The organism is Muricoccus nepalensis (assembly GCF_006438825.1).
Classification (GTDB): domain Bacteria; phylum Pseudomonadota; class Alphaproteobacteria; order Acetobacterales; family Acetobacteraceae; genus Roseomonas; species Roseomonas nepalensis.
In genome coordinates this window covers 24,267-39,308 of sequence record NZ_RCZP01000032.1, presented here as the reverse complement: position 1 = coordinate 39,308, position 15,042 = coordinate 24,267, and the positions used below count along the sequence as shown (strand labels likewise).

Here is a 15,042-nt window from a genome sequence, read left to right as displayed (position 1 = left end):
CGGCCGGCCTGTCCTCGGAACGACAGAGCGGCCGGAACGGCGGGGCGAGCCTCCGCCACCTCGCCGGGATTTGCAAAGCGCTAGGCAATCATGGACCGGATGCGCGCGGCCAGCCCCTCGATGGCGAAGGGCTTCGTGATCAGCTCCATCCCGGGCTCGAGGAAGCCGGCGTCGACCGCCGCGTTCTCGGCATAGCCCGTCATGAAGAGCACCCTCAGCCCCGGGCGGTGCCGGCGCGCGGCGTCCGCCAGCTGGCGCCCGTTCAGCCCGGGCAGGCCGACATCGGTCACCAGCAGGTCGATGCGCGCGCGGGATTCCAGGATCTGCAGCGCGGCCGGCCCGTCGGCCGCCTGGAGGGCGCGGTAGCCGAGCTCGGCGAGCACCTCGACCACGAGGTCGCGCACCACCGTCTCGTCCTCGACGACGAGGACCACCTCCCCGTTCTCGGTGCCCCGCGCCGAGGCGGCGGCGGGCGCGGCCTCCTCGGCCTCGGTGCCGTCCTCGCGGTGGCGGGGCAGGTAGATCTGCACCGTCGTGCCCCGCCCGGCCACCGAGACGATCCTCGCGTGGCCGTTCGACTGGCGTGCGAAGCCGTAGACCATGGAAAGCCCGAGCCCCGTGCCCTGACCGATCGGCTTGGTCGTGAAGAAGGGCTCGAAGGCGCGCTCGACCGTGCCGGGATCCATCCCGGTGCCCGTGTCGGAGACGAGGATGCGGATGTAGTCGCCGGGCGGGACGTCGAGGGCGGAGGCGTCCTTGCCCGGTTCGACCCGGGCGTTCCCGGTCTCGATCGTCAGCCGCCCGCCGTCCGGCATGGCGTCCCGCGCGTTGATCGAGAGGTTGAGGACCGCGCTCTCGAGCTGGTGCGGGTCGCAGAGGGTGCGCCAGAGGCCCTCGGTGGCGACGATCCGGAGACGGATGCTCTCCCCGATGGTCCGGCGCAGCAGCTCCTCCATGGAGGTGACGAGCTCGTTCGCGTCGACCGGCTTGGGCGCGAGTGGCTGGCGGCGCGAGAAGGCGAGGAGGCGATGGGTGAGGGCGGCCGCCCGGTTGGCCGAGGCGGTGGCGGCCGCGACGTAGCGCCCGACATCCTCCGGACGCCCCGCGGCAAGGCGCCGCTGCATGAGCTCGAGGCTGCCGATGACGCCGGTGAGCAGGTTGTTGAAGTCGTGGGCCAGCCCCCCGGTGAGCTGCCCCACCGCCTCCATCTTCTGCGCCTGGCGAAGCGCGGCCTCGGTGGAGCGCAGCGCCTCCGCGGCCTCCTTCTCCGCCTGCGTATCGCGGCCGACGGCGTGGATGAAGCTCTCGTCCGGCACCGCGGTCCAGGAGATCCAGCGGTAGCCGCCGTCCTTGCACCGGTAGCGGTTCTCGAAGCGCAGCGTGGTCAGGCCGTTGGCGAGCCGGCACGCCTCCTCGCGCGTCCCCTCGATGTCGTCCGGGTGCACGAGGCTCAGGAAGTCGTGCCCGAGCAGTTCCCCCTCCGACCAGCCGAGCAGGGTTGTCCAGGCAGGGTTCACCGCCTCGATCCGCCCGTCGAAGGCGGCGACGAGCATGATGTCGGTCGAGAGCCGCCACATGCGGTCGCGGTCGCGCGTGCGCTCGGCGACGCGCGCCTCCAGGTCCTCGCGCGACCGGGCGAGGGTCTCGCGCGCCTCGACGATCTCCTGGATGTCGCTGCACACGCCGATCCAGCGCCGCGCCGCGCCGTCCTCGCCCAGCATGGGCTGGGCCCGGGCGAGCCACCAGCGATAGGCGCCGTCGGCACGGCGGAGCCGGTACTCGACCTCGTAGGGCGTGCCGGTGGCGATGCTCTCGGCCCAGCGCGCGCCGGCGGTGGCGCGGTCGTCTGGATGAACGAAGATCGCCCAGTTCCGGCCGAGCACCTCGCCGGGGAGGGTTCCCGAATACTCGTGCCAGCGCCGGCTGCTGTAGTTGATCGCGCCCTCCGCGTCCGCCGTCCAGACGAAGCCGGGCACGGCCTCCGCCGCCTCCCGCAGGCTCTGCTCGCTGAGGGCGAGCGCCCGCTCCGCCTCGCGCTGCGCCGTGCGGTCGCGGAGGACCTTCACGAAGCCGACCAGGGTGCCGGCATCGTCCCGCAGCGGCGTCATCTCCCCGCTCGCCCAGAACGGCTCCCCCGTCGAGCGGAGGTGCCAGCCCTCGTCAGGGGAGAAGCCCTGCTCGAGCACCTCGCGCCGCTCCGCGTCCAGCCGGTTCGCGCGCAGGTCCTCGGGGGTGAGAAGGCGGTCGGCGGTGTCGCCGAGCATCTCGTCCTCCGTCCAGCCGAAGGTGCGGCGCGCGCCCTCGTTCCAGCGGGTGATCCGTCCCTCCACGTCCGTCACGATGATGGCGTGGTCGGTGACGCTGTCGAAGATCTGGTGGGCCAGGGCCTCGCTGTCGCGCAGCGCGCGGGTCGAGAGCACCTGTCGCGTGGTCTCCATCACCGGGCAGAAGAAGCCCTCGACCACCCCGCCCTCCCCGCGGATGGGGGTGTAGGAGAAGGCGAAATGCGCCTCCTCGCGGTAGCCGTTGCGCTGCACGACGAGCATGATGTCGTCCATGTGGACGGACCGGCCCGCCTCGACCTCCTGGACCAAGGGGGCGAGGTCCGCCGCGATCTCCGCCCAGACCTCCATCAGCCCGGCCCCGAGGGCCGCCGGGTGCTTGGCGCCCAGGATCTCCGCGTAGCCGTCGTTGTAGAGAAGGGTCCGCGCGCGTCCCCAGCCCACGAACATCGCGTGCTGGGAGCCCAGCATCACGCCCACGAGGGTCTTCAGGGACGGCGGCCAGGACTCCGGCGGACCGAGCGGCGTCGCGCCCCAGTCATGCGCGCGTAGGAGGGCCCCGAGGCTTCCCCCGCCCGACAGGAAGCTCAGCATACGGCGATCATCAAGGAACGGGGTGCCCGGTCCGCCGGCAGGCCACGGGGGGGCGGGCCGGAAGGCGGGCGGCCGCGTGTCGCGTCAGAGCGGAGGGCTGCATTGCCGGGCAGAAAAGCGCCAGGACGCGCGCGGTTGCAACCCCTCCCCCGAAAGCGCCGCGGGTCCGTCGGGGTGGGGGCGGTCGCCCTGGTGCGGGTGGTCGGGCTCGAACCGACACTCCGTTGCCGGAAACGGATTTTGAGTCCGTCGCGTCTACCGTTCCGCCACACCCGCGGGGCTGGCCTCGGCCAGGGCGCTGGATGCCACGGCCGACCCCGCCTCGTCCAGCCGTGCGGCACGGCCCGCCGGCGCCTCGGCCTCCGCCGTCTGGAAGGCGGCGGGGGAGGTGACCTCGAGCATCTCCAGGTCGTCGGAATGCGCGACCTCGCGGTGCCGGACGCCCGGGGGCTGGATCACGCTGTCGCCGCGCTCCAGCAGCACCTCGCCGATATCCTCGTACTCGAAGCGCACCCAGCCCTGCAGGACCAGGACGAGCTGGAAGCCGAGGTCGTGGGTGTGCCAGGCGGGCTTGGGGCCCTCGCCCGGCACGGCGCGGATGATGTGGGCCGCGTGCCCGCCCCCCGTGGCCTCGCGCGCGCCGAGGTCGCGATAGGCGAAGAAGCCGCGCAGCCCCGCGTCGTAGGTCGCGCCGGTTGCCTTGCTGACGGTGGTCCGCACCCCTGTCTCCCCCCTCGGCCGTGTTGCCGCCATGCGCCCGGCGGGGCTTGCCCGGTCAGGGGCCGGGCGCCAGCCTGGGTGGAAGATGAGCACCCCCACGAGCACCCGGCAACACGCGACGGCCGTCGCCCTCCTCGCCGCGGCGGCGCCCCTGGCGGCGCTGGCCTCGGAGCGCTTCCTGGGCATGGCGCCCTGCGCGCTCTGCCTCTGGCAGCGCTGGCCCTACTGGGCGGCGGCGGTGCTGGCCGCGCTGGCCGCCACCCTCCGCTCGCGGCCTCTCCTCCTGCTGGCGGGGATCGCGGTGCTCGCCTCGGGCGCGATCGCCGGCCTGCATGTCGGCGTGGAGCAGGGCTGGTGGCCAAGCCCGCTCCCCTCCTGCGCGGCGCCGACGGCCGGCGCGGGGCAATCGGTGGACGACCTCCTGCGCGGCCTGGCCGCGCGCCCGGCCAAGCCCTGCGACGCCGCCGCCTACCTCGTCCCGGGCCTGCCGGTCTCGATGGCCGCGATGAACCTCCTCTACGCGCTTGCCCTCGGCGCCGTCGCGCTTAACTGGTCCCGTAGAGGAGCCCGATAATGAGCCAGGCAGGCAGCGGAACGGCGGGGCGCGGCACGCTGGAGGGACGCCTGCCGGGCGACCCGACGCCGCGCGACTACGTGGCGCGGACGATCCGCGTGGACCACGCCGGCGAGTACGGCGCCAAGCGGATCTACGAGGGCCAACTCGCCGTGCTCGGCCGCACGAAGTACGGGCCGGTGCTCGAGCACATGAAGGCGCAGGAGCAGGTCCATCTCGACACCTTCACCGACCTGATTGGCCGGCGCCGCGTGCGGCCGACGGCGCTGCTGCCGATCTGGCACGTCGCCGGCTTCGCGCTGGGCGCAGCGACCGCGCTGATCGGCCACCGCGGCGCCATGGCCTGCACCGTCGCGGTGGAGGAGGCGATCGACGAGCACTACGCCGCCCAGCACGCGACCCTCGGCGACGACGAGGCGCCGCTCCGCGACAAGATCGAGCGCTTCCGCCAGGAGGAGCTCGAGCACCGCGACATCGGCCTCGAGAACGAGGCGGAGCTGGCCCCGGCCTACAAGCTGCTCTCCCGCGTCATCAAGGCCGGCTGCAAGGTAGCGATCAAGGTGAGCGAGCGCATCTGACGCCCGCGCCGCGGTCTCACGTCCGGTAGGCGGGGCCGAGAAGGACCGGCGGCGGCAGCGGCGCGCGCCGCGGGGGCGGCGGCGGGCTGGCGGCGGGGAGGGGGAGCGCCGGCTCGGCGGACCCAGGCCCCACCCCCGGCGGTTGCCCCGATAGCGCCCCGAGCAGCCGCATGGTCACGGCGAGCAGCGGGTCCCGCGCTCCGTTCCGCGGCTCCACCGTCTCCGGCGCCACGACGGTGACCACGAAGACGCGCCGCTCCAGCATGGCGGCGCAGCCGAGCTGCCGGCGCGGTATCTCGCCCCGCACCTGCACGTCGAGGCAGCGCGCGGCGGGGCCGGCCTCCGCCACGCGGGCGCCGAAGTGGCGGAGCGTCGCGTTCTCGCGGCGGGAGGCGGCGTCCACGATGGTCGCGCGGGCGAAGACCTCCACGGCCGCGCTCACCTCCGGCCCGTCCTCCCCGTCCCGTGCGTCGCCGCGCGCGGTCGGCGGCAGGGCGTGGATGGAGGCCGAGGCGCGGTTGGGGTTGGCGAAGCGGGCGACGAGCCCTGAGCCGGCCGTCTCGTCCGGGCGCGTCTTGTGGAAGCCCGCGATCTCGTCCGGCAGCCGGTCGAAGGCGCCGGCGGTGGTCAGCCCCGGCGCGCTGCGCGCGCTGCAGGCCCCGAGCAGGAGCAAGGCGAGGAGCAGGAGGGCCCTGGACGGCATGCCCGCCTTGTAGCCCGCCCGGTGCCCGGGGGCCAGAACGCGGTGCGGCCTCAGTTCTCCAGCTCGCTGTCCCAGTAGAGGTAGTCGCGCCAGCTCTCGTGGAGATGGTTCGGCGGGAAGCCGCGCCCGTTCTCCTGAAGCTCCCAGGAGGTGGGCTGCCGCGGAGGGTGGCGGGGGTGCATCCCGATCTCCCGCGGCAGCTTCGAGCCCTTGCGCAGGTTGCAGGGCCCGCAGGCGGCGACGACGTTCTCCCAGGTCGTGCGGCCGCCGCGGCTGCGGGGGATGACGTGGTCGAAGGTGAGGTCCGGCGCCGGCCGGTCGGCGCCGCAGTACTGGCAGGCGAAGCGGTCGCGCAGGAAGACGTTGAAGCGGGTGAAGGCCGGGCGCCGGGCGGCGGGGATGTACTCCTTCAGCGCGATGACGCTCGGCAGGCGCATCGTGAGGCTCGTGGAGTGCACCTCGGTCTCGTACTCGTTCAGCACCGAGACCCGGTCGAGGAAGACGGCCTTCACCGCGTCCTGCCAGGACCAGATCGAGAGCGGGAAGTAGGAGAGCGGCCGGAAGTCGGCGTTCAGCACCAGGGCCGGGAAGCCACGCCCGCCGGGGGACGCGAAGGAGGGGACCTCACCCAAATCACCGCCAAGCTGGGTACCGTCTGGCACGCGCTGCTCCCTACCGGGGGCGCGGCTACACCAGCTCTGGGGCTCCGCCGGGCGGTCGGGCCCCAGATCAAGTGGCGCCGCCCCGAACAGCGGGGAGGATGGCAGGGGGCCGCAAGGGGTGCAACTCACCCGCCTTCGGCTTCACGGGAGCGTCACGCCCTGAGCCCGGCATGAGGGCGCCGGGCCGCGTTTTCAGGCTGGGGGGAGCCCCGCCGCGGCCCGCTGGAGGAAGAGGGCGCCCGCCGCCAGGCCCGCGTCGTCGATCCCGTGCCCGAGTCGCGGGGAGTAGACCGCCTCCACCGGCACGCCCGCGTCGCGCAGCTCGCGTTCCGCCATCCGGCTCCCGGCCACCGGCACGACCTCGTCGACCTCGCCGTGCACCAGCAGCACCGGCGGGCGGCCCCGGATCTCGGCGCCGAGCGTGGCCGGCGCCAGGAGGATGCCGGAATAGGCGAGGATGGCGGCCGGTGGGGTGGCGCGGCGCAGGCCGCAGAAGAGCGCCGTCATCGCGCCCTGGCTGAAGCCCATCAGCATGGCATGGGTCTCGGGCAGGCCGGCCGCCGCGCACTCGCGCGCGATCATGGCGTCCACGGCGGGGAAGGCGGCGCGCACGCCGGCCTCCATCCGCGCGGGGTCGCGGTCGGTCAGGGCGAACCATTGGCGACCGAAGGGCGCGCCCTCGTAAGGGGTGGGCGCGTGCGGCGCGATGAACAGGGCCTCCGGCACCGCCCGAGACCATTGGGGCGCGAGGTCGATCAGGTCGTTCCCGTCCGCGCCCAAGCCGTGCAGCAGGAAGACGACCTGCCGTGCCGCTCCCTTCGAGGCGGGGCCCCAGCGCGGCCCGTCCAGGGCCGGTCCGATCGGATCAGGCATGATGCTTCCCTTGCGTGTCGCCCCCGGCTAACCCGTGCGGCGCGATGGCAGCAAGCCCCGTCACCACCCGCTTCGCGCCGAGCCCGACGGGCTTCCTCCACCTTGGCCACGCCCATTCCGCCCTCCTCGCCTGGCGCGCGGCGCGCGAGGCGGGCGGGCGCTTCCTCCTGCGGATCGAGGACATCGACCGCGCGCGATGCCGGCCCGAGTACACGGCGGCCATCCTCGAGGACCTCGCCTGGATCGGCCTCGACTGGGACGGTCCCGTCCGCGTGCAGTCCGAGCACTTTCCCGCCTACCGCGCCGTGCTGGACGGCCTGTCGCGGCGGGGCCTCCTCTATCCCTGCTTCTGCACGCGCGCGGAGATCGCGCGCGAGGTGGCCGCGATCGGCGCCGCGCCGCACGGGCCCGACGGCCCCCTCTATCCCGGCACCTGCCGCCGCCTGCCGGCCGAGCTCCGTGCCGCGCGCCTGGCCGCCGGGGATTCCTACGCGCTCCGCCTCGACATGGCCGGGGCCCTGGCGGCGGTCGGGGAGCCGCTGTTCTTCGAGGAGAGGGGGGAGGGACGCCTGCGCTGCGACCCCGCGTCCTTCGGCGACGTGGTGCTCGCCCGCAAGGACACGCCCGCCTCCTACCACCTCTGCGTCACCCACGACGACGCCCTGCAGGGCGTGACCCTGGTGACCCGCGGGGAGGACCTGAAGGCGGCGACGAGCCTGCACCGCCTGCTGCAGGCGCTGATGGACTGGCCGGCGCCGGCCTACCGCCACCATCCCCTGCTTCGCGGGCCGGACGGGCGGCGCCTGGCGAAGCGGGACGGGGCGGTGGCGATCCGCGCGATGCGGGCCGAGGGCCTCGACGCCGCGGCCGTGCGAAGTGCCGCGGCGGGCGGCGGATAGCGGGCCCGCGCCGCCCCCTCCGGCGACGCAGGCCCCAGGAGCTTACAGCAGCGCCTCCCCCCGCAGCACCGGCACGCAGCCGCCGCCCACCGTCGCGCGGATCCCCTCCGGGTCCCGCCGCGCGGTGGTGCGCAGCAGGCTCGGGCGGCCCATCTCCACGCCCTGGACGATGTCGAGGGCGGCCTCCTGCCCGCCGGACAGGTGCAGCAGGAAGCCGGCCAGCGGCGTCGCGGCGCTGCCGGTCGCCGGGTCCTCGGGCGTGCCGGAGAGCGGGGCGAACATGCGGGCGCGCAGGCCATCCCCCTCGCGGCGGTAGAGATAGAGCGAGAGCATCCCGCCGAGCGCCGCCGGGTGCTCCGCGACCGCGCGGCGGAAGGCGGCGAGGTCGGGCGCGGCCGCGGCCAGGCCGGCCGGGGTGACCTCGACCATCAGGCGGTGGTTGCCCCCGTCCGAGGCCAGGGTGGGCGGGTGGCGCTCCGTGAGGATCTCCTCCGCCCCGATCCCCGCGCAGGCGGCGGCGAGGGCGGCGGGCAGGGTGGCGCCGACCTTGAGCGCCTGCGGGGCGCTGATCGTCGCGCCCTGCCCGTCGGGGGCAATGCGGACCTCCACCAGCCCCGCGATCTGCTCGAAGCGCAGCAGCCCGCCGGCGGCGCGCCCGGCGAGGACGAAGCCCGTGCCGACATTCGGGTGGCCGGCGAAGGGCATCTCGGCCGTGCGGTTGAAGATGCGGACGCGCGCGGTGTTGGCGGGGTCCTCGGGCGGTAGCACGAAGGTGGTCTCGCTGAGGTTGAACTCGGCGGCGAGGGCCTGCATCTCGCCGTCCGACAGGCCGCGCGCGTCGGGAAAGACCGCCAGAGGGTTGCCGCCGAAGCGGCGGTCGGTGAAGACGTCGACGGTGACGAAGGGGAAGCTGCGCATGGCGCGATCCTGGCGCGCCGCCCGGCCCGGCGTAAGGGGCGGCCTCAGCCGAACAGGAGCCGGTGGGCCAGCCGCCCGGGGATGAGGATGGCGGCCGCCCCCGCCACGTAGAGGCTGCCGCCGGCGATCAGCATCAGCCGCCGGTGGGACGCGATGCGCCCGTGCCGCGCCTGGTGGACCGCCCGCGCGACGGTCAGCAGCAGGGCGATGGCCAGGACATGCAGCGGCGAGGGGCCGTGGCGCGCCACGAAAAGGGCGCTGAGCGCCGCGCCGATGAGGCCGGCGGCCGCCAGCCTTCCCCAGAGGCGATGCCCCCACCCGCCAAGCTTGGGCAGGAAGAGCGCGATCGGCACCGTCAGCATGGCAAGCGAGGAGAAGGCGAGATGGGCAAGAACGGGAATGGGCATGGAACCCGGGCTCCGCTATGTGAACGACGTTAACTTAGCGGGTATGTAATCAGTGTCAACATCTGATCGGCCCTACCATCACGGGGACCTGCTGGCGGCGCTCCTCTCGGCCGCCGAGACGCTCCTGGACGAGGGCGGGGACGGCGCGCTCTCGCTCCGGGAGGTGGCGCGGCGGGCCGGGGTCTCGCCGGCGGCCGCCTACCGCCACGTGCCGGACAAGGAGGCGCTGCTCGCCCGGCTGGCCGCGCGCGGCTTCGCGGCCTTCGGCGAGGCGCTCGGCCGCGCCGCCGCCGAGGCGCCGGGCTCGGCGCTGGACGCGATGGGCGTCGCCTATGTGGAGTTCGCGCTGGCCCGGCCGGCGCGCTTCCGCCTCATGTTCGGGCCGCTCACCGCGCGTGCGACGGACGAGGTGCTGGGAGCCGCTCGGCGCGAGGCCTTCGCGGTGCTCTCGGGCGTCGCGGGCTCGCGCGCGGCCTCGCTGCGGGCCTGGGGGCTGGTGCACGGCCTGGCCATGCTGCTGCTCGACGGCGCCCTGCCGTCGGACGACCCCGTCGCGCTGGTGAAGGAGGTGCTGGGCGTGACCGGCGCCTGACGGCGCCCCGCCAAGCCATCAGGCGTCTTCGCCTCGGGGCGGCTTCTGCCATCCGCCTCGCGGGCGCGCCCGGAAGGGACCGGCAGGCGCCTCAGGGCGCCGGCGGCGCCACGGCGGCATCGCCCTGGCCGCTTGCGGCGAGGGCCCGGGCGACGAAGCCGGACCGCTTCATCTCCTCCACGAAGGCGTGCACGAAGGGCAGCCCGGCCTCGCGGCCCGCGGGAATGCCAACGGCTTGCTCGATCACCATGAAGCGGCCGGGAATGACCCGCACCGCCGGATGCGTGCGCGCGTATTCCACCAGCGGCTGGGTCACCCCGGCCGCGGCCTCCAGGCGGTCGCGGAGGAAGAGCTCGATGGCCTCCGGCGAGCTCGGCGCGCGCACCAGCTCGGCCTGGCGCAGCGCGCGCGTGAGGAACAGGTCGTAGGCGCTGCCGCGGCCGACCGCGACGCGGGTGCCGGGACGGTCCACCTCCTCCACGCTTTGCAGCGGAGAGGCGGCGCGGACCATGTAGGTTCCCTCGATGACGACGTAGGGCGCGGTGAAGAGGATGCCCTGGGCGCGCACGGGGTCGCGGGCGAGGAAGGCGACGTCCCAGGCGCCCTGCTTGCCGGCATCCGTTACCTTCCCCGCGCTGTCGAAGGTCAGGAAGGTGACCGGCACGCCCAGGCGCCGCGCAAGCTCAGCCGCCAGCTCGGCGGAGACGCCACGCGGGGCCCCCGTCGCCGGGTCGGGCTGGGCGAGGACCGTGTTGCCGAAGTTGATCGCCGCCCGCAGCGCGCCGCTGGGCGCGAGGGTCGCCACCACCTCCCGCGGCGCCGGCTGGGCGCCGGCGGGCGCGGCCGATACTAGAAGGCCGACGAGGGCCGCGGCGACAGCAGAGCGCCGGGGCAGCTTGCGTGTCATGAGCCGCGCTTCCTCCTGTTTCCGGCAGGCTAGCACGCGCCCGCCGCGCCGGAAGGCGGCGCCGGTCAGCCGGCCGCCTGCGGCTGGATCCCCGCGCGCCGCGCGGCGTCGCCCCACTTCTCCATCTCCGCGCCCACGAAGCGCCGCGTCTCCTCGGGCGTGGAGCGCACGACCTCGGCGCCGAGGGCCGCGTGCCGCGCGGCGATCTCGGGGCGCAGGACGGCCGAGCCGCAATCGGCCGAGATCTTGGCGAGGAGCGGCGCGGGGATGTTAGCGGGGCCGATCACCATGCCCCAGGTCGAGGCCTCGAAGCCCGGCATGAAGGCCTCGCCGAGGGTGGGCACGTCCGGAAGCTGGGGGGCGCGGGCCGCGCCGGTGGTCGCCAGGGCCTTGAAGGAGCCGGACTGGATATGGGCGAGGGCGGCCGGCACCGTGTCGAACATGATGTCCACCCGCCCCGCCATGAGGTCGGGATGCGCCTGGGTGGAGCCCCGGTAGGGAACATAGGTCAGCTCGACCCCCGCGCGCTGCGCGAAGAGCACCGGCGCCAGGCGCACCACCCCTCCCGTCCCGGCGAAGGTCACGTGGCCGGCGGGCCTGGACTTGGCGAGGGCGACGAGCTCCGCCGCGCTGGAGGGGCCGAAGTCCTTGCCCGCGCAGAGCACGAGCGGCGTCCGCGTCGTCAGCGTGACGAAGGAGAAGTCGCGCATCGTGTCGTAGGGCAGGCGGTAGAAGGCGGCGTTGACGGGGTGCCCGACGGAGACGAGGCCGAGGGTCTGCCCGTCCGGCGCCGACTTCGCGACGACATCCGTGCCGATGATGCCGTCGGCCCCTGCGCGGTTCTCCACCGGCACGGGCTGGCCCCAGGCGGCGGCGAGCGGCTCGGCGATGAGGCGCGCGGTGATGTCGGAGACGCCGCCCGGGGTGTAGGGAACGATCATCCGGACGGGGCGGCTGGGAAACCCACCCTGCGCGCGGGCGGTGCGGACGGCGAGCAGCGCGGGCGCGGCGAGCAGCGGCGCGGCCAGGGCGGCGCGGCGGGTGATGTCCATGGTCTTCCTCCCTCCCGCCGCTCCGGCGGCGTGGCGGGAGAGGCTGCCCCCGGCGGCCCCGGGGCGCAACGCTCCGGGCGCGGGGAGGGGCGGCGCGCCGTCCCGGCGCCTCAGGGCAGCAGGGCGTCGACCGCGGCGGCCAGGGCGATGTCCCGCTCGCTCAGCCCGCCGGCGTCGTGGGTGGTCAGCGCGATCTCCACCCGGTTCCACACGTTCGACCACTCCGGGTGATGGTCCTGCTTCTCCGCCAGCAGCGCAACGCGCGCCATGAAGCCGAAGGCTTCGGTGAAGTCGCGGAACTGGAAGCGGCGGCAGAGCGCGTCCCGCCCCGCGGCCAGGGACCAGTGCGGCAGCAGGTCCGGCAGCGCCTGCCGCCGGGCGGGGGAAAGGGGTTCGACCATCGCGCTCTTCCTGCTTGACCTGGGGCGCCGTTATGGCCCCCTTCGCCGATGCCGAACACCGAGATGAAATGGGGCGCCCCGCCCACCGCCGAGGACCTGGCCGCCCTGGCCGAGACCGCCTTCGCCGCCATCCCGGCGGCGCTGCGCGAGGCCGTCCGCGGCACCGCCATCCTCGTCGAGGAGATCCCCGACGACGAGACCCTCGCCGCGCTCGGCCTGGAGCACCCGTGGGAGCTGACGGGCCTCTACCGGGGCACGCCGCTCACCGAGAAGTCGGTGCTCGACCCGCCGGGCGGCCCGGACGTCATCCTCCTCTACCGGGAGCCAATCCTGGTGGAGTGGGTGGAGAGCGGCGAGGACCTGTTCCGGCTCGTCCGCAACGTGCTGATCCACGAGATCGCCCATCACTTCGGCTATTCCGAGGAGGGCATCGCGCGGCTGGAAGGCGAGGGCTGAGGCCTTCCTGATCCGCCGAGTGCCGGCGCGCTCCGGCGCGTCCCGCCGCCCAGCCCCCGGTTCTCACCACCCCTTCATCGCCTGATTTCCCCGCGGTCGCGGGTTGCGACCGCGCGCATCCGCTGGTAACTCGCTAATGCAAGTAAGTCGCAATTACGATTATCAGGACGGATGAACGCCATGACCCGCCGGACGACCCCCTCCTTCCCCCCTTCGGCGGGCAACAGGCCGCGCGGCCGGGCGTTCCTGCTCCTCGCCGCGACGGCGCTGGGATCGGGGGGCCTGCCGCTCGCGCTCGCCCAGACGGCGTCCCCGGCCGCGCCGGACGGCGTCGTCGCCGTGCCCATGGTGGACGTCCAGGCCTCGCCCGCCAGCACCAACGGCTATCAGACGACCCGCAGCCGCACCGCGACCCGCACCGACACGCCGCTGCGCGACGTGCCCCAGAGCGTGAGCGTCGTGACCCAGGAGGCGATCCGCGACCTCTCCGTGCAGAACCTGCAGGACGCGCTCCGCTTCGTGCCCGGCGCCGGCTTCGCGCAGGGCGAGGGCAACCGGGACACGCCGGTCCTCCGCGGCTACTCCAGCACCGCCAACCTCTTCGTCGACGGGCTGCGCGACGACGTCGAGTACTACCGCGACCTCTACAACATCGACCGCGTCGAGGTGCTGCTCGGGCCGAGCGCGATGATCTTCGGCCGGGGCGGCGGCGGCGGCGTGGTGAACCGGGTGACCAAGCAGGCCGATTGGGAGACGATTCGCGAGGTCCGGCTGCAGACCGGCTCCTACAGCAACCTCCGCGGCACGATCGATGTCGGGCAGGCGATCAACGAGCACGCGGCCTTCCGCATCCTCGGCATGTACGAGGACACGGACACCTACCGCGACGGCGTCAGCATCCGCCGCTACGGCATCAACCCCACCGCGGCCTTCCGGATCGGCGACAGCACCACGCTCCGCGTCAGCTACGAGAACTTCCGGGACGAGCGGAACACCGACCGCGGCGTGCCCTCCTTCAACGGCAAGCCGGTCCGGCTGGGCGTCTCGACCTTCGTGGGCGACCCGAATCAGAGCATCAACCACGTCAACCTGAACGCGGTGAACGTCTCGGGCGAGCACCGCTTCGACAACGGCGTGGTCGTGCGCAACCTGTTCCGCTACGCGACCTACGACAAGTTCTACCAGAACGTCTTCTCGGGCGCGGTGAACGCCCGGGGCACGGCCGTCTCGCTGGCCGCCTACAACAACGCGATCCAGCGCGACAACATCATCAACCAGACCGACGTCCAGTTCTCCCTCGACACGGGGCCCATCCGCCACACGATCCTCGCGGGCTTCGAGTACCAGCACCAGGTCTCGGACAACTTCCGCAACACCGGCTACTTCACCGCGGTGGGCCCGAACGCGACCAACTTCGTCACGCCGCTCAGCGCCACCCGCGTCAGCACGCCCGTCTCGTTCCGCCACAACACGACCGACGCGTACAACCACGGGGTGGCCACCACGGCGGCCGCCTACGTGCAGGACCAGATCCAGCTCCTGCCCCAGGTGCAGCTCATCGCCGGCCTGCGCTACGAGAACTTCGACGTCGACTTCACGAACAACAACACCCGTGCCCAATTCAACAGCACTGACAACAAGGTCTCGCCGCGCGTCGGCCTCGTCTACAAGCCGGTCGAGCCGCTGTCCCTCTACGCCAGCTACAGCAATTCCTACCTCCCGCGGGCCGGCGAGCAGCTCGCCTCCCTCAACCTGAACAATTCGAACCTCCGCCCGGAGGAGTTCACGAACTACGAGGTTGGCGCGAAGTGGGACGTGGCCCGGAGCCTCAGCCTGACCGCGGCCCTCTTCCACCTCGATCGCACCAACGTGGCGGTTCCCGATCCGAACGACTCCACCCGTTTGGTGCTGGTCGACGGAACGAGGACCGAAGGCTTCGAGATCGGGGCGCGCGGGCGGGTGACCGACGCCTGGAGCGTGCTCGGCGGCTACGCCTACACGGAGGGCGTGATCAGCAGCAACCAGTCCGCCACCATCGCGAAGGGCAACAACGTGCCCTTCCTCTCCCGCCACTCCGCCTCGCTCTGGAACCGCTACGACTTCACGGAGAACTGGGGCGCGGGCCTGGGCGTGATCGCCCAGTCCTCCTACTTCGCGGCCACCGACAACGCCGTGCGGATCCCGGGCTTCGCGAGGGTGGACGCGGCGATCTTCTGGAAGATCAACGAGCGCTGGGGGGCGCAGATCAACGCGGAGAACCTGCTGGGCGCGAAGTACTACCCCGTGGCCAACAGCAACAACAACATCACCCCGGGCGCGCCCTTCTCCGTCCGCGCGGCGCTCACCGCCCGCTTCTGAGTCGTCAGGGCTTGGCCGGGACGGCGGCGCCTCCCCGAACTGGAGGGGCGCCGCACGACGGCCAGG

General features: G+C 73.7%; 16 protein-coding genes and 1 tRNA gene. 6 read left to right on the top strand and 11 right to left on the bottom strand.

Annotated elements, in window-relative coordinates:
* Positions 1 to 80: 80 nt before the first annotated feature.
* The 3 genes from EAH89_RS22900 to EAH89_RS22890 form a co-directional block, all read right to left on the bottom strand.
* A complete protein-coding gene (locus EAH89_RS22900; RefSeq protein ID WP_140886022.1) occupies positions 81 to 2,876 on the bottom strand; it encodes a PAS domain S-box protein in 2,796 nt (931 codons plus the stop codon).
* Positions 2,877 to 3,066: 190 nt separating this feature from the next.
* Positions 3,067 to 3,152 (bottom strand) — tRNA-Leu (locus EAH89_RS22895).
* Positions 3,132 to 3,596, bottom strand: coding sequence for a cupin domain-containing protein (locus tag EAH89_RS22890; RefSeq protein WP_241667162.1), 465 nt, complete (start codon positions 3,594 to 3,596; stop codon positions 3,132 to 3,134). Before EAH89_RS22890 ends, EAH89_RS22895 begins: the two co-directional genes overlap by 21 nt.
* An 85-nt stretch (positions 3,597 to 3,681) precedes the next feature.
* Here EAH89_RS22890 and EAH89_RS22885 point away from each other — a divergent pair, with 85 nt between their 5' ends.
* A complete protein-coding gene (locus EAH89_RS22885) occupies positions 3,682 to 4,170 on the top strand; it encodes a disulfide bond formation protein B (RefSeq protein ID WP_140886019.1) in 489 nt (162 codons plus the stop codon).
* Positions 4,170 to 4,748 (top strand): demethoxyubiquinone hydroxylase family protein, encoded by a 579-nt coding sequence (locus EAH89_RS22880; protein WP_140886018.1) that lies wholly within the window; start codon positions 4,170 to 4,172, stop codon positions 4,746 to 4,748. The genes EAH89_RS22885 and EAH89_RS22880 overlap by 1 nt, the downstream gene beginning before the upstream one ends.
* 16 nt (positions 4,749 to 4,764) lie before the next feature.
* Here EAH89_RS22880 and EAH89_RS22875 read toward each other — a convergent pair whose 3' ends face one another.
* From EAH89_RS22875 to EAH89_RS22865, 3 genes are all read right to left on the bottom strand, one after another.
* Positions 4,765 to 5,451, bottom strand: a complete 687-nt coding sequence (locus tag EAH89_RS22875; protein ID WP_140886017.1) for a hypothetical protein — start codon at positions 5,449 to 5,451, stop codon at positions 4,765 to 4,767.
* Positions 5,452 to 5,501: 50 nt separating this feature from the next.
* Positions 5,502 to 6,083: an HNH endonuclease gene (locus EAH89_RS22870; protein WP_408906315.1), complete on the bottom strand. Its 582-nt coding sequence runs from the start codon at positions 6,081 to 6,083 to the stop codon at positions 5,502 to 5,504.
* Positions 6,084 to 6,305: 222 nt separating this feature from the next.
* Positions 6,306 to 6,986, bottom strand: a complete 681-nt coding sequence (locus tag EAH89_RS22865) for an alpha/beta hydrolase (protein WP_140886015.1) — start codon at positions 6,984 to 6,986, stop codon at positions 6,306 to 6,308.
* 44 nt (positions 6,987 to 7,030) lie between these two features.
* Here EAH89_RS22865 and gluQRS point away from each other — a divergent pair, with 44 nt between their 5' ends.
* The gene (gluQRS, locus tag EAH89_RS22860) at positions 7,031 to 7,885 is read left to right on the top strand and encodes a tRNA glutamyl-Q(34) synthetase GluQRS (RefSeq protein ID WP_140886014.1); all 855 of its coding nucleotides are present in this window, start codon (positions 7,031 to 7,033) and stop codon (positions 7,883 to 7,885) included.
* A gap of 42 nt (positions 7,886 to 7,927) precedes the next feature.
* On the opposite strand, the gene EAH89_RS22855 is transcribed toward gluQRS, so the two are convergent.
* Positions 7,928 to 8,803 carry a PhzF family phenazine biosynthesis protein gene (locus tag EAH89_RS22855; protein ID WP_140886013.1) on the bottom strand — a complete coding sequence of 292 codons (876 nt, stop codon included), beginning with the start codon at positions 8,801 to 8,803 and terminating at the stop codon, positions 7,928 to 7,930.
* A gap of 44 nt (positions 8,804 to 8,847) precedes the next feature.
* Positions 8,848 to 9,210, bottom strand: coding sequence for a DUF2306 domain-containing protein (locus EAH89_RS22850; protein ID WP_140886012.1), 363 nt, complete (start codon positions 9,208 to 9,210; stop codon positions 8,848 to 8,850).
* Positions 9,211 to 9,262: 52 nt separating this feature from the next.
* Here EAH89_RS22850 and EAH89_RS33170 point away from each other — a divergent pair, with 52 nt between their 5' ends.
* The gene (locus EAH89_RS33170) at positions 9,263 to 9,802 is read left to right on the top strand and encodes a TetR/AcrR family transcriptional regulator (RefSeq protein ID WP_140886011.1); all 540 of its coding nucleotides are present in this window, start codon (positions 9,263 to 9,265) and stop codon (positions 9,800 to 9,802) included.
* 91 nt (positions 9,803 to 9,893) lie between these two features.
* On the opposite strand, the gene EAH89_RS22840 is transcribed toward EAH89_RS33170, so the two are convergent.
* From EAH89_RS22840 to EAH89_RS22830, 3 genes are all read right to left on the bottom strand, one after another.
* Positions 9,894 to 10,709: an ABC transporter substrate-binding protein gene (locus EAH89_RS22840; RefSeq protein WP_140886010.1), complete on the bottom strand. Its 816-nt coding sequence runs from the start codon at positions 10,707 to 10,709 to the stop codon at positions 9,894 to 9,896.
* A gap of 65 nt (positions 10,710 to 10,774) precedes the next feature.
* On the bottom strand, positions 10,775 to 11,761 hold the full coding sequence (locus tag EAH89_RS22835; protein WP_140886009.1) for a tripartite tricarboxylate transporter substrate binding protein: 987 nt from the start codon (positions 11,759 to 11,761) through the stop codon (positions 10,775 to 10,777).
* Between the two features lie 110 nt (positions 11,762 to 11,871).
* Entirely contained in the window at positions 11,872 to 12,162 is a 291-nt protein-coding gene (locus tag EAH89_RS22830; protein WP_140886008.1) for a 4a-hydroxytetrahydrobiopterin dehydratase, read from the bottom strand.
* 48 nt (positions 12,163 to 12,210) lie between these two features.
* Here EAH89_RS22830 and EAH89_RS22825 point away from each other — a divergent pair, with 48 nt between their 5' ends.
* Both EAH89_RS22825 and EAH89_RS22820 read left to right on the top strand, forming a co-directional pair.
* Entirely contained in the window at positions 12,211 to 12,618 is a 408-nt protein-coding gene (locus EAH89_RS22825) for a metallopeptidase family protein (protein ID WP_241667161.1), read from the top strand.
* 180 nt (positions 12,619 to 12,798) lie between these two features.
* Positions 12,799 to 14,976 (top strand): TonB-dependent receptor, encoded by a 2,178-nt coding sequence (locus EAH89_RS22820; protein ID WP_140886007.1) that lies wholly within the window; start codon positions 12,799 to 12,801, stop codon positions 14,974 to 14,976.
* Positions 14,977 to 15,042: the final 66 nt, after the last annotated feature.

Excerpts from the sequence above, each read along its gene's own strand:
- EAH89_RS22900 (WP_140886022.1), bottom strand. The coding sequence starts at position 2,876 with ATGCTGAGCTTCCTGTCGGGCGGGGGAAGCCTCGGGGCCCTCCTACGC.
- EAH89_RS22885 (WP_140886019.1), top strand. The coding sequence starts at position 3,682 with ATGAGCACCCCCACGAGCACCCGGCAACACGCGACGGCCGTCGCCCTC.
- EAH89_RS22880 (WP_140886018.1), top strand. The coding sequence starts at position 4,170 with ATGAGCCAGGCAGGCAGCGGAACGGCGGGGCGCGGCACGCTGGAGGGA.
- EAH89_RS22875 (WP_140886017.1), bottom strand. The coding sequence starts at position 5,451 with ATGCCGTCCAGGGCCCTCCTGCTCCTCGCCTTGCTCCTGCTCGGGGCC.
- EAH89_RS22865 (WP_140886015.1), bottom strand. The coding sequence starts at position 6,986 with ATGCCTGATCCGATCGGACCGGCCCTGGACGGGCCGCGCTGGGGCCCC.
- gluQRS (WP_140886014.1), top strand. The coding sequence starts at position 7,031 with ATGGCAGCAAGCCCCGTCACCACCCGCTTCGCGCCGAGCCCGACGGGC.
- EAH89_RS22855 (WP_140886013.1), bottom strand. The coding sequence starts at position 8,803 with ATGCGCAGCTTCCCCTTCGTCACCGTCGACGTCTTCACCGACCGCCGC.
- EAH89_RS22850 (WP_140886012.1), bottom strand. The coding sequence starts at position 9,210 with ATGCCCATTCCCGTTCTTGCCCATCTCGCCTTCTCCTCGCTTGCCATG.
- EAH89_RS22840 (WP_140886010.1), bottom strand. The coding sequence starts at position 10,709 with ATGACACGCAAGCTGCCCCGGCGCTCTGCTGTCGCCGCGGCCCTCGTC.
- EAH89_RS22835 (WP_140886009.1), bottom strand. The coding sequence starts at position 11,761 with ATGGACATCACCCGCCGCGCCGCCCTGGCCGCGCCGCTGCTCGCCGCG.
- EAH89_RS22830 (WP_140886008.1), bottom strand. The coding sequence starts at position 12,162 with ATGGTCGAACCCCTTTCCCCCGCCCGGCGGCAGGCGCTGCCGGACCTG.
- EAH89_RS22825 (WP_241667161.1), top strand. The coding sequence starts at position 12,211 with ATGCCGAACACCGAGATGAAATGGGGCGCCCCGCCCACCGCCGAGGAC.
- EAH89_RS22820 (WP_140886007.1), top strand. The coding sequence starts at position 12,799 with ATGACCCGCCGGACGACCCCCTCCTTCCCCCCTTCGGCGGGCAACAGG.